The organism is Exiguobacterium sp. s149 (assembly GCF_018618395.1).
GTDB lineage: Bacteria > Bacillota > Bacilli > Exiguobacteriales > Exiguobacteriaceae > Exiguobacterium > Exiguobacterium chiriqhucha.
In genome coordinates this window covers 42,817-55,525 of the sequence record NZ_JACSLZ010000012.1, presented here as the reverse complement: position 1 = coordinate 55,525, position 12,709 = coordinate 42,817, and the positions used below count along the sequence as shown (strand labels likewise).

Genomic DNA, 12,709 nt, shown 5'->3' with positions numbered 1-12,709 from the left:
ATTCGCGGTCTGCTTTTTAGTTGGCTCTTGCCTGAAGTTGACCGGTCACGTCTTCTAACGTATTCGCGGTCGAAGCGAGGCGGTCCGACATGTGGCTCAACTCTTTTTGGATGGCGACTTGTTGCTCGGTCGCGGCGGCGACGTGTTGAATCTGTTGCTGCAGTTCGCTCGCCGCTCGTTTCGTCGTCGCGAGGCGCGTCTCGAGCGTCTCCATCTGTGACGTCACGCGTTGGCGCGTCTCTTGAATCGAACTGATTTGACCGTCGATCTCAGAAACGTCCCCGGTTAAACGGTGGAACACGGCCGTCACGTCAGCCGTGACGGTTTGACAGTTCTCGGTCGCGCGTTTGAACAACTGTGCCGAATCACGGACGACGGTCGTATCATCCATCAGTCCACCGAGGACACGGGTCATCTCGGCCGCATAATCTCGGGACTGGACGGCGAGCTTGCCGACCTCGGAAGCGACGACGGCGAAACCACGCCCGGCGTCCCCGGCCCGGGCCGCTTCAATCGAGGCGTTCAAGGCGAGCATGTTCGTCTGGCCGCTGATCGTCTCGACGTGCTGCAGGATGGCTTGAATCTCGGTCGACCGGTTCGACATCGTCGTGACGACACGTTCGAGCCGTTCCGACTCGTTGATGATCTCATTGACTTTCGCCTCCATCCGTCGCATGTCATCGTCCCCGGCCCGTGCGTCAGCCGCAATCCTCGACGAGGCGGCGGCCGTCTGCGCCATCCGGTCTTGGATGAGGGCGGTGAGGGAGCGAATCGACTGAATCTCGTCAGCCCCGTGGTTCATCGACGTCTCTTGCTCGGTCGCATGGGCGACGATGGGATCGACGGTGACGGCAATCTGTTCACCGGACTCGAGCGACTGGTTGGCAGAGGTCTCGAGCTCGGTCGCATGGTCTTTCAGTGTCATGACGAGTCGACTCGTATCGCACACGGCTTGTTGTAACAACCGGCGCGTCTCGTCTTCCTGTGCGTTGACCCGTGCCGTCTCGAGGTTCTGAAAGTGAATCTGCGCGACGAGCACGGCGCTCAGTAGGATGAGGTAGACCGCATGGACGAGCAATAGACTGAACGGATAGTCCGTCGTCCCACAGATGATTTCAGGCACGAAGAAGTAGCCGGCAAAATGCTGCACGGCGAAGATGAGGGTACTGTAGACAATCAAATCGATACGGCGCATGAACGATAATATCGCCAGGACGACGAAAATCGAGAAGTGATACTCGACGAGCCCCTGTCCGCCGGCGACGGTCGAGATGCTCGCGAACGTGAGCGTCAGCATCATCAAGTATGGGAACAGATGCGGTTTCACGCGCTGGCTGACGACCATGGCCATCAACAGCATGATTGGGACGGCGAACAGGACCCATGTCGCGATGGGATACGCATAGCCGACGACACCGTTCCGGAGCACGGTGTACGTATAGGCGAAATCGGTGAAGCGATGGAGCAGATGGACGATGACAGACGTCAAAACGATCATGAACGTGGTGACGAGCATCAAGTGATTGCGTTTTTCAAAACTCATACAGTTTCCCCCTGGTCATAAGTCGATATAGCTACTTGATTATCGTCCGATTGACCCGAATCTTTATCGAATTTACACATTGACGCAAAAAAAGAGAAGCGGATGTGCTTCTCTAGTCGTTCGTGAGCCCGAGCCACCGTTTGACCGGTTCGCGGAAATAATAGGTGACAGCAATCAACGTGACGAAGACGAGGGAGGCGATGACGACCAAGGTGATGCTCCCCGAGGCGAGACTCGCACCGAGAAAGCTGTAGGCGAGCGTCCCTGGAATCATGCCGAGCACGGTCGCAAGGAGAAACGACTTGAATTTGACTTTGGCGATACCGCCGGCGTAACTGAGCAAATCGAAGCTGACGAGCGGGATGAGCCGCAAGACGAAGACGTACATAAAACCGCGTTGCTCCATCTGTATGAACAGTTTCTCCGACCACGGATAGCTCTCGACCTTGAGTACGGAACGTCCGAACAAGCGGGCCATGACGTACCCGGTCACGGCCGCGGCCGTCGCCCCGAACAAAATATAGAGGACACCCGGCCATACCCCGAAAGCGAGACCGGCGCCAAGGGATAAGACAGACGTCGGCAAGAAGATGATTGGGCCGATTGCATAGATGAAAAAGAAGACGACCGGACCCCACCAGCCGAATGACATTACGATGTCGCGGACGTCAGATGGACGGAGTTCGTAATGGAAATGGGTGATATAGAAGATACTCACGAACAAGGTGAGCATGAGACTAAGTTTGAGCCAGCGAGGCACAGCAGACGCCTCCTTTCCATCAGTTCTTTTGTTTATCGTATCGCATTCTGTGTCCAAATGAAGGGGAGCCAGCCTACAAATACGTCGGCAATGTGCGATTATGGTCAACAGTATGGCTAAAAATGGAAATTTAGGTCAACGCATATGTAAAGTTACTTCATTTCAAGCCTCTTTCCTACGATAAATCAGGTAGGGAGGGATCACGATGAAAAATTTGAAGATGTCCAAAAAGTTAATGGTACTGATTAGCGTATTTATCGCGACACTCGTTCTCGTCGCCACACTCAGCCATGTCTTCATGGGACGCATGGCCGATGCGGGAGAATCGATTTATGAAGATCGGTTATTGCCGATTCGCGCCCTTGGTCAAATCCGAACGGATAACCGTGCCTTGGACGGGTATATGCTCGAATTGATGTTAACGACCGATTCGAGTCGGAATGAAGAGTTACAGGCAAGTATCACAGAACGTCGCGACAGTATCGGGACGAACCTAAAGCTGTTCAATGAAACATTCGCCTCAACAGATGCCGAGATGCAAGGACGAGTCGAGGACCTGAATGCCGAGATTGCAGCCTACCTCGAAGGGACTGAACTCGTGCTCCAACCGGCGTTGCGCGGCGAGAACACCGCAGCATATCGCGTCTATTTGAGTGACTTGCGTCCAATCCGTCAAGACCTCGTCGAGACGGCCACAGTCGTCATGGACGGCATCAATGCAGAGGCCGAGACGGCAAGCACGACGATGCAGAACGATCGGACAGAATCGGTCACGTTGTTCTGGGTGCTCGTCGCCATCGGGGCACTCGTCTCAATCGGGCTCGGCGTCTACATCACGCGCCTCATCGTCCGTCCGATTCGTGAGTTGAATGGACTAATGAGCCGTGCTGGAGCCGGCGATTTGACGGTCGACAGCACGTACACGTCACAAGATGAAATCGGTTCACTCGCAGCATCGTTCAATGAGATGAAAGACAGTCTTCGCGAGTTGATCGGCAACGTCACCACAACAGCCGGACGCGTTGCAACGTCATCGGACGATTTGAAATCGAACGTCGAAGAGACGACAAAAGCGACCGAGATGGTCGCCGTCACGATGGAAGAAATCGCGTCGGGCTCGCTCCGTCAATTGACGCGGGTGAAAGAATCGAGCGGCACACTCACCGAACTGACGAATGGGATTCATCACGTCTCAAATAGCGCCCAACACATGACCGAGTTGTCAGACGGGGCACTTCAAAAAGTCGGGACCGGCAACGAGTTGATTGAGACGCTCGAGTCACAGCTTGAGGCGATGAATGGGAAAGTGAAGGCGTTGCAGACGGTCATCGGCCAACTCGACGTCCGCTCCCAAGAAATCGGTAGCATCACCGGTACGATTTCTGGCATCGCCGAACAGACGAACTTGCTCGCCTTAAATGCGGCCATCGAAGCGGCCCGGGCTGGCGACCAAGGACGCGGATTCGCCGTCGTTGCCTCAGAAGTCCGGAAACTTGCTGAAGAGTCGGCGATCGCGACGAAACGAATCTCTGGTTTGATTGGAGATACGCAGACGGAAACGAAACAAGCCGTCCAGACGATGCACGTCGTCGAGAGCGAGATGGGTCACAGCGTCACGAACGTCCAACAGGCTGGGCTAGCGTTCGAGGACATCAAGCGGGCGATTGAAGAGGTCGGTCAAAAAGTCGAGGAAGTGTCAGGCTCTGTCCAAGAGATGGCGGCCGGAGCGACCGAGATTTTACGATCGGTGAACGAGATTCAAGGCATCACGGAGACGACGGCTACCGACACCGAGAACACCTCGGCGGCGACGGAAGAACAGATGGCGTCGATGGAAGAAATAACAGCCTCGGCCCAAGAACTGTCGAATATGGCAGACGAGATGCGTCAAATGACAAAACGATTTAACGTGTAAAAAACAGGCAGGTCGCCATCGACCTGCCTGTTTTTGTGAATTCTGTTCTAGTACCAGACTTCGCTTCGAACTTCGTTTTTAAGAAACAGAGCAATCTAAGGACCTTGGACATGATTCAAATTAATCTATCAGGCGAGAGCTCGTATATGGATAGATTGATGATAGTTAATTCGTAATGATGGAACACATACTTTTTATGTAAAAAGAATCAAATTGTAATAATATGTTATTTACCGATTGAATTTAATGGGGACTATGTTAGGTTTTTAATTGTATCAACTTTTTTACTTCAAAATACTAACAGGAAAGAAGGAATGTATGATGAACAAGAAGACAAAACGGTTTGCGAGTTCAGCTTTAGTGGTCGGCGCGCTTTTAGTAGGCGCAGGGTCTGCCTCGGCAGCGACGTTCGGTACGTCATCTAGTGGAGCGTCTACAGAAGAATCATTCCAAATCAAGTACAATGGTGCGGCTTGGAACTACAGTAGTTCAAAATACAAATCTACTTCGTTCAAATATACGCGCGACGGTAGAACTTTGTTGAGCAAAGTCGCCTACAGCAGCAAAGTGACAGGGTCTGTTTGGGATGATTTAAGATGGGGAGATAAGTACACGACAAAATTCAGTTGGGCCCGTGGCGCACTAAAATAAGACTTTGTCGTTTGAATTTTTTAATTGCTAAGCACGTAGGGGACGTGAATCAGGCCCGAGAGGTATGTTCCTACAGGGCCTGATCTTATACCGATGCGATGTGATTTATTTCTATTTTAACTGGAAGATCAGCTTGTTTTTCTTGATGATCAGTTAGAACTCACAGTTTTTTTTAGCTAGGTAGTTGGCATTTAATTATACGTGTTACCATAAATTTATAAATGCCATCTGTAAGGAGTAGGTCATGAAATATTCTTTATTTAGATTTAATGATGTGTTTGAAGCTTTTGCCATTTACTTCTTCTGTTTCGTTTCAAATTTAATATTACTTTATGTAAAAGTTGCAGATTTAGAGGGCTCATTTATTTTAATGTCGTTCATTGAAAGCATTATCGACTATCAATTTGTAATCAGTATTGTTCTCACTTTTATTATGATGATTTTTCATTATCAATTTTTAAATCGGAGAAAAGTAGAGATAGCTTGTCGTATCCTCGTCGGTGACACAAAGCAAAAGATTATGATTCGATATATGTTGAATAGCCTAGCGATATTGCTGTTCACCTTTTTACTATCACTTTCATTGAACTTCTACTTGGATTTGAATATAACCAGCAATCTCTACCTCGTTTTGCTGTTTATCGTATACATATTAATTAGTGTAGGTCAGGTGAAAAGAGAATGAGAATTTTACACTTTTTTATAACAAGAATATTTTTGAAGCGATGGATCCTTGTTCTGGGAATGATCCTATTACTTTTCCTAGCGAATTACCTCTCTTTTAGTGCCACGCGTTCCATTATTTCGACTGCTCAAGGCTATCAAGAAATTGAAACGTTCAATCGAGAAGGGAATTATATCGCCAATCTAGATCCAGAGAGTGAAGCTGATTTTGATCGAATCGACATCAAAGAAACGAGAAAACTTTACGAGTATTTAAACAACAATCATACATATGCCTTACAAGCTGACGGCTTTACGACCTCTTTAGAGAATGAACATGATATGGAAGTGTCGTTTAATTACATCAATGAAGAGGCGTACCAACTCAATCAATTCAAATTGGCGCAAGGCGATCAGTTGAACTTTGATTATCAATTTAAACAAGATGACATCCCGGTTCTGATAGGTGGAGGTCTGGCTTCAACGTATCCGGTAGGATCGAAAATCGAAATCACGGATCCGGTCACCCAACAAGCGGTCGATTTGAAAGTGCAAGGGGTCTTGGAGAAAAATACGCACCGCTCGAACTTTTATGCACCGAATTCAAAGAACTACTACAACTTTTCAGTCATCGTCCCCGTCAACGAGCCATTTATTCAAAACGCGGGTCTTGACCTCCACTTGAACGGTTTGATGGACATCGTACTGCTTGATTCGACGAAAGAAGAAGCAACGAAGTTGAATGAACAGATTCAGAACAATCTAGGGTTGGACTTTAACTTTTTTAGCCAACAAGAAAATTTTAAGTACTTTGAAGATTATTATGTAAGCTCTTTGAAGATGATCAGTGCGATTACGCTCGTGTTACTCGTTGTCATTGTGTGTCTGGCGACTTGGAATACATTAATCAGTGTTCGACTCATGATTAAAGATTTTACGGTCAATTTATTAGTGGGATTAAGTTATTCCAAACTGAGAACCATTTTTTACAGCTACTTTGCGATTTTGTTCTCGATCAACCTCGTCATCCTATTCGCGATCACTGCGTTCAATCGATATGGTTTTTGGATGAGAAAAGATTCGATTTTTGCCACGTATGGGGTGTTTGGCTTAATCAGTATGGATTGGATCGCCTTCTTAGGCGTTCTATTGATTGACGTGATTATCGGGGTGATGATTGTGGAACTGGCACTCAAAAAAATCAAGGGTATTCCAATCTCGGTGGGGGTTTTGCAATGAGTAGCATCATCAAGTTAGAAATTCAGAAAAAATCGTTTGATAAGAAAGGATTCTCCATCCTGCATGATTTTGAACTGGAGGTTCAACCGGGAGAAAAGCTCTCGATTATAGGGGAGTCTGGCGTCGGGAAGACCTCGTTGCTCAATATCATCGGGTTGCTGGATACGCGCTATCAAGGGAGCTATGAGCTGTTTGATTCATCGGTTCAGGGGCTGTCACGGAATACATTAGCGGAATGGCGCAATCAAAAGATTGGGTTCGTGTTACAGGAATCGGCACTCATTGATTCGTTGACCATCGAGGACAATATTAAGTTACCGCTCATGTATGCCAATCTCGAAAAAGACCCACGCGCCCAGGAACACTTCAAGCGGATTGTGAATAAGATTGGAATCGAGTCAATTTTGAAGAAGAAACCGTTGGAATGTTCGGGCGGACAACGGTCGCGAGCTGTTTTTGCGAGGGCTGTCATTATGAACCCCAAAATCATTTTATCCGATGAGCCTACTGCGTCATTGGACCCGGAAAACAAAGAGCGCATCATCGATTTATTGTTTGAGATGAATCGCGAGTTCAATACGACAGTGATTACCGTGACGCATGATTTGGACGTGGCCAATCGTCACGAGCGAATCATTAAGCTGAAAAGGAGCGAATAAAATGGGATTCATCGCAATGGTCTTGTCCTTCCTATTCGGTATCTTCTTTACCGTGATTGGTGTGGTTCGTAGAAAACAAAACATGTTTTATAAATTGTTGATCGTCTTAGGGGTAGCTCTCCTGGTTGTAGCAGTTTATCTGGCACGGCCGCAATAAGGACGGACTCAATCCGTTTCCGACTATGAATAAGCGGGGAAATAAGGAATGCCAAAAAAGGCAGGTCGACAATCGACCTGCCTTTTTTAGCGTGATTCGTACGCCGCAATCCATTGCTCCGGTGTCATCTTCGAGACGAGCTCGCCAATCAAGTCGTACGGGATATGTTTGACGTTGCCGAAGCGGATACAGCTCTTGCCCATGTTCAATTTCGTCGGTACTTGGGCGGCGTATGACTCCTCGAACCAGCGGAGCAGTTCCGTGTCGCTATAGACGCCCATATGATACACGGCGACGTGATGCTTCTGGGCGATGACGCTCAAAAACGGGAGCGGGGTGCCCGGCGTGACGTGATACCCGGACGGATACGTCGACAGCGGGACTACGTAATGGATGCCGTTACCGTCGGTCGTCTTCTCGAACCCGTCCGGCAAGTTCGCGTCAATCACATCGATCAAACGGGTGAAGGCGTCGAGCCGTTTGTCGTCGACGAGTGTCGTATAGTCCATCACTGTTCGCCTCCCCGCAAAATCTTCGCCATCGCTTTGCCTTTGGCCAGTTCATCGACGAGCTTGTCCAAGTAGCGAATCTCGCGCATGAGCGGTTCCTCGACGTTCTCGACGCGGACGCCGCAAACGACGCCTTTGATCAAGGCACGGTCTTCGTTCATCTTAGGTGCCGTGGCAAAGAACGTGTCAAAATTGACCTCGGCAGCGAGTTGGCGCTCGAGCCCAGCCTCGTCATAACCGGTCAACCAGCGAATAATCGTATCGACTTCGTCTTTTGTCCGGCCTTTCCGTTCGGCTTTCGCGACGTAAAGCGGATAGACGCTCGCAAAGCTCGTCGTGTAGATGCGGTGTGCCATGAAATCCCCTCGTTTCGTGGAATGATACCTTCATTTTCTCACATAATCAAAGTTCATACCCAAAATACTTTTTGTTGCAAATGCAACTAAATCAATTATACTGAACGTAACGTATTGTAAATACAACAATCAGGAGGAATGTATGAGAGACCAGTTGCGTGAAATCGGGATGATTGCCCGTGCCCTCGACTCGATCAGCAATATCGAGTTCAAGGAGCTCGAGCTGACGAAAGGGCAATATCTGTATTTGGTCCGGATTTGTGAAGAGCCGGGCATCATTCAAGAGAAGCTCGCCGAATTGATCAAAGTCGATCGGACGACGGCGGCGCGGGCGATTCAAAAGTTGGAGACGAACGGGTTGATCACGAAGCAGGACGACCCGCATAACAAGAAAATCAAGCGGCTCGTCCCGACTGAACGGGGCAAGGCGCTGTATCCGGTCATCATCCGAGAGCACGAACATTCGACGGATGTCGCGCTCACCGGGCTGAGCGACCAGGAAGCCGAGCAGCTACTCCGGCTGTTGAAGCGGGTCCGCCACAATATCGAAGGAGACTGGGACGCGGTGAAGAAAGGGAAGAAACGAGACTACTAGAGGGGGACGGAACATGATCACCATCAAAGCTTGCACAATCGAAGACGTTGACGCACTCCGTGCCATCAGCATCGAGACGTTCACGGAGACGTTTGAAGCGGAGAATGACCCGGTGCATCTGGCCGCTTATCTCGAGCGGGCGTACAACGTGGCGCAACTCAAAGAGGAGCTTTCGAATCCGGACTCACAGTTCTTTTTCGCCATGCTCGATGGAGAAGTGGCTGGTTACTTAAAAGTGAACGCCAACAACGCCCAGACCGAGGCCATGGGCGAAAAGGCGTTCGAACTCGAACGGATTTATGTGCGACGGAAGTTCCAAGGTAGTGGCGTCGGGAAGTCGCTGTACGACCAGGCCATCACGTGCGCGGAAGAACTGAACAAATGTGAAATCTGGCTCGGTGTGTGGGAACATAACCATAAGGCACTCGCCTTTTACCAAAAGCACGGTTTCGTCCAGACCGGGGCGCACACGTTCTATATGGGTGACGACGCCCAAGTCGATTTGATTATGGCCAAGCCGCTTCGTCCGTGACCCATTCCAGTATCTCCGACAAGTTCTCATAGACGGCGTCAGGGGCCAGGTCGGGCATGTCGAGCGGTTTGCCGTCGCGGTTGATCCAAGCCGTGTGGAACCCGAAGTTCTTCGCACCGGCGATGTCCCAACCGTTCGAGGACAGGAACAGCACCTCGTCCCGCTTCAAACCACTGCTCTTGAACCAGTGCGTGTAGGCGGCCGGTGACGGCTTGGCTTGTTTGATGCCGTCGATGCTGACGAGTTCGTCGAATAGGTCGGTGAACCCGGCGTTTTGGATGAGTTCTGCGAGCATCGCGTCCGTCCCGTTCGAGAGAACGATGGTCTGTTTATGATGCAGTTGGTGCAAGACGTCTTCAACCTCTTCATATGGCGACAGGTCGGCGTAAGTGGCGATCAATGCATCCTCCGTCTCGGTCGTCCACGTCACTTCGGCCGCCGACAACGCATACCGGAGCGCGTCGCGCGTGACGACAGAGAAGTCCTCATAACGTCCCATAATGTGGCGGGTAAAGAAGTAGTCGAGCTGTTTCGTTCGCCACGACTGGCTGATTTGGTCACCTTTTCCGGGGAACTGTTCGTCACACGCCGCCTTGACGGAATGGACGTCGAACAAGGTCCCGTAGACATCGAACACGAATGCTTTAACATGTGGTTTCATCATATCCCTCCTCAATCATTTAGCGTCATCTACTCTTTACCCTAGTTGGCGTGAATTATACGGAAGGGTCCAGTCAGTTGAACAACGAACAAGACAGGAGGAATTTGATGTACGTCCCGAAACTATACGCCGTAAATGATCCGAAAGAAGTCCACGCCTTTCTGAAGGCCCATCCGTTCGGCACCGTCGTCACGCATGACGGACAGAAGCCGATCGCGACGCACGTACCGCTCCGGTTTCATGAAAAAGATGGCCATGCTTGGTTCACGACACACATCGCCAAAAACAATCCGCAATGGCAAACGATTGAAAATCAGACGGTGCTCCTGATCGTCCAAGGCCCAGACGCCTACGTATCGGCGTCGTGGTATGGGCATGAGGACGTATCGACGTGGAACTATCAGGCCGTCCATGCGTATGGGCAGGCGACCATCTTGAATGCGGACGAACTCGAGGAAGATCTGGCCGGACTGCTTCAAGACCATGAAGGCGACCGCGAGCACGCCGTCGTCTGGGGGGGACTGTCTGAGCCGGTGCAACGGCAGAAATATGGCGTCGTCGGGTTCCGCATCGACATTGCGGAGATGCAGGCGGCGTTCAAGCTGAGTCAGAATCGAAACGAGAAGGATTATACACGCATCGTCTCCGAGCTCGAGCAGGCAGGGTGCCCGATTGCGGATGTGATGCGCGAGAAACGGCAATCGTAAGGTGTGGAAATGAGTCGAAACTTAAATCTATGACGAAACGAGCGAAAATCAATGAAAATGAAATGGATTGTGCGGGCACTAGGTGGTCTTCTTGTTCTACTAGCCTTGGTCGAGCTGGCGACGGATCGAGCCGACCAACCAAACCCACCGATTGAACACGCGTTTGAAGAACCGATTGCGTTTCCTTTTGAAATCACTCGGCGCTATAGTGAGATTGATATCGCAAAACCGCACCACATGCATCAATTCGTGTTTCACTATGTGAACGAGGAGACGACACAGGAGTTGCGCTACATCGTCCATAAAGTCGTCGATGAACCTGATGACATGGAAGATATTTCGTCATACGGAGACCAATATGTACTTGCGGACGGGACATCTGCTTTCTATGATGAGGCGGAATCGACGTCCCAAGGGTTATGGTGGATCAACAAAAATGGCTTTACTGCCCGAATCATCTACTACATCGATGGCAACTCCATCGAACTTGACGACGAGACCCGCTTACCGGTCCAACAACTGATCAACTTGGCCAACCAAACGTTATGACGTCAGCCTGCATCTCACCATTTGAGAGACGCGGGCTGTTTCTATTTTTCCTCGAATATCTTGAAGTTCAGATTGACAGCGCTCCCGGATTCATCCTATACTCATAAATGATAATGATTATCAATGTCGGCGTAAAACGTTGTCATACAGAAAAAAGGGGACTAGGACATGAACAGCTACAAGAAAATGCTACATATGTTCATCATCATGTCTGCTTTCGTGCTCGTGCTCGCAGGATGCGGCTCGAACAATGAAGATGCAGCCACGACAGATGAATCTGCCGAAACGGCAGAAGGCTATCCAATCACAATCAAACACGCGTTAGGCGAGACGGTCATCGACAAGAAGCCAGAACGCGTCGCAACGGTCGGTTGGTCGAACCAAGACGTGGCGCTCGCGCTCGACGTCGTACCAGTCGGATTCTCGGCTGCGAACTACGGTGTCCAAGACGGCAGCGGCATGTTGCCATGGACGGCTGACAAGTTGAAAGACCTCGGTGAAGAAAACCCGAACATCTATCAAGATACGGACGGCCTCGACTTCGAAGCGATCGCCGACTCACAGCCGGACGTCATTCTCGCTGCCTACTCAGGCATCACGCAAGAAGATTACGACACGTTGACAGAGATTGCACCGGTCGTCGCATACCAAGAGACGCCTTGGGTGTCATCATGGCAGGACACGGTTCGTTATGACTCAATGGCCATGGGCATGGAAGAAGAAGGCAAACAGTTGATCGAAGACACAGAGAAACTCATCGCCGACAAGGCAGCTGAAGTACCGGAGATGAAAGGGAAGAAAGCGGCATTCGTCGCGCTCAGCCCGGACGACCTCTCGAAGTTCTACATCTACACGACGGGTGACCCACGCGGTGCCTTCATCGAAGAGCTCGGCATGGAGTACCCTGAGAACATCACGAGCCAAATCAAAGATGAAAACAGCTTCTACCTCGAGCTTAGCTCAGAGAACGCTGACATCTTGAACGACGTCGACATCTTCGTCGCCTACGGGAACGAAGAGACGTTGAAAGCACTTCAAGCTGACCCGCTCTACAGCAAAGTGCCGGCCATCAAACGCGGTTCGGTCGTCATGATCGAAGATAACACGCCGCTCGCGGCTGCTGGGACACCATCACCACTCTCGATCGAATATACGATTGATGACTATGTGAAACTCGTGTCAGAAGCACTCGCGAAAGTCGAGTAATCAAATG

General features: G+C 50.2%; 15 protein-coding genes. 10 read left to right on the top strand and 5 right to left on the bottom strand.

The annotated features are described in order from the left end of the window. Positions 1-16 precede the first annotated feature (16 nt). Both KNP81_RS13490 and KNP81_RS13485 read right to left on the bottom strand, forming a co-directional pair. Entirely contained in the window at positions 17-1,543 is a 1,527-nt protein-coding gene (locus tag KNP81_RS13490; RefSeq protein ID WP_214720328.1) for a methyl-accepting chemotaxis protein, read from the bottom strand. 112 nt (positions 1,544-1,655) lie between these two features. Next, the gene (locus KNP81_RS13485; RefSeq protein ID WP_214720327.1) at positions 1,656-2,303 is read right to left on the bottom strand and encodes a TVP38/TMEM64 family protein; all 648 of its coding nucleotides are present in this window, start codon (positions 2,301-2,303) and stop codon (positions 1,656-1,658) included. Between the two features lie 205 nt (positions 2,304-2,508). Here KNP81_RS13485 and KNP81_RS13480 point away from each other — a divergent pair, with 205 nt between their 5' ends. The 5 genes from KNP81_RS13480 (at position 2,509) to KNP81_RS13460 (ending at position 7,587) form a co-directional block, all read left to right on the top strand. Beyond that, positions 2,509-4,218, top strand: coding sequence for a methyl-accepting chemotaxis protein (locus KNP81_RS13480; protein WP_214720326.1), 1,710 nt, complete (start codon positions 2,509-2,511; stop codon positions 4,216-4,218). 321 nt (positions 4,219-4,539) lie between these two features. Further along, positions 4,540-4,869, top strand: a complete 330-nt coding sequence (locus KNP81_RS13475) for a hypothetical protein (protein WP_214720325.1) — start codon at positions 4,540-4,542, stop codon at positions 4,867-4,869. Between the two features lie 717 nt (positions 4,870-5,586). After that, on the top strand, positions 5,587-6,771 hold the full coding sequence (locus KNP81_RS13470; RefSeq protein WP_251129014.1) for an ABC transporter permease: 1,185 nt from the start codon (positions 5,587-5,589) through the stop codon (positions 6,769-6,771). Beyond that, complete coding sequence (locus tag KNP81_RS13465; protein WP_214720323.1) at positions 6,768-7,430, top strand: ABC transporter ATP-binding protein; 663 nt, start codon at positions 6,768-6,770, stop codon at positions 7,428-7,430. The genes KNP81_RS13470 and KNP81_RS13465 overlap by 4 nt, the downstream gene beginning before the upstream one ends. A gap of 1 nt (position 7,431) precedes the next feature. After that, on the top strand, positions 7,432-7,587 hold the full coding sequence (locus tag KNP81_RS13460; RefSeq protein WP_214714403.1) for a hypothetical protein: 156 nt from the start codon (positions 7,432-7,434) through the stop codon (positions 7,585-7,587). A gap of 86 nt (positions 7,588-7,673) precedes the next feature. Here KNP81_RS13460 and KNP81_RS13455 read toward each other — a convergent pair whose 3' ends face one another. Together KNP81_RS13455 and KNP81_RS13450 are read right to left on the bottom strand one after the other, a co-directional pair. Continuing rightward, entirely contained in the window at positions 7,674-8,096 is a 423-nt protein-coding gene (locus tag KNP81_RS13455) for a DUF1801 domain-containing protein (RefSeq protein WP_214720322.1), read from the bottom strand. Continuing rightward, positions 8,096-8,452, bottom strand: coding sequence for a DUF2200 domain-containing protein (locus KNP81_RS13450; protein WP_214720321.1), 357 nt, complete (start codon positions 8,450-8,452; stop codon positions 8,096-8,098). Before KNP81_RS13450 ends, KNP81_RS13455 begins: the two co-directional genes overlap by 1 nt. Before the next feature lie 142 nt (positions 8,453-8,594). Here KNP81_RS13450 and KNP81_RS13445 point away from each other — a divergent pair, with 142 nt between their 5' ends. Then, positions 8,595-9,047 (top strand): MarR family winged helix-turn-helix transcriptional regulator, encoded by a 453-nt coding sequence (locus KNP81_RS13445; RefSeq protein WP_214710230.1) that lies wholly within the window; start codon positions 8,595-8,597, stop codon positions 9,045-9,047. A gap of 13 nt (positions 9,048-9,060) precedes the next feature. Beyond that, positions 9,061-9,579 carry a spermidine/spermine N(1)-acetyltransferase gene (gene paiA / locus KNP81_RS13440; RefSeq protein ID WP_214720320.1) on the top strand — a complete coding sequence of 173 codons (519 nt, stop codon included), beginning with the start codon at positions 9,061-9,063 and terminating at the stop codon, positions 9,577-9,579. On the opposite strand, the gene KNP81_RS13435 is transcribed toward paiA, so the two are convergent. Continuing rightward, complete coding sequence (locus KNP81_RS13435) at positions 9,554-10,240, bottom strand: haloacid dehalogenase type II (RefSeq protein WP_214720319.1); 687 nt, start codon at positions 10,238-10,240, stop codon at positions 9,554-9,556. The genes paiA and KNP81_RS13435 overlap by 26 nt on opposite strands. Before the next feature lie 107 nt (positions 10,241-10,347). Between KNP81_RS13435 and KNP81_RS13430 the strand changes: the two genes are divergently transcribed. The 3 genes from KNP81_RS13430 (at position 10,348) to KNP81_RS13420 (ending at position 12,702) form a co-directional block, all read left to right on the top strand. Then, positions 10,348-10,947, top strand: a complete 600-nt coding sequence (locus tag KNP81_RS13430; protein WP_214720318.1) for an FMN-binding negative transcriptional regulator — start codon at positions 10,348-10,350, stop codon at positions 10,945-10,947. A 51-nt stretch (positions 10,948-10,998) separates the two neighbouring features. Beyond that, positions 10,999-11,496, top strand: a complete 498-nt coding sequence (locus tag KNP81_RS13425) for a hypothetical protein (RefSeq protein ID WP_214720317.1) — start codon at positions 10,999-11,001, stop codon at positions 11,494-11,496. A gap of 168 nt (positions 11,497-11,664) precedes the next feature. Beyond that, complete coding sequence (locus KNP81_RS13420) at positions 11,665-12,702, top strand: iron-siderophore ABC transporter substrate-binding protein (RefSeq protein ID WP_021066227.1); 1,038 nt, start codon at positions 11,665-11,667, stop codon at positions 12,700-12,702. The last annotated feature ends 7 nt before the right edge of the window (positions 12,703-12,709 follow it).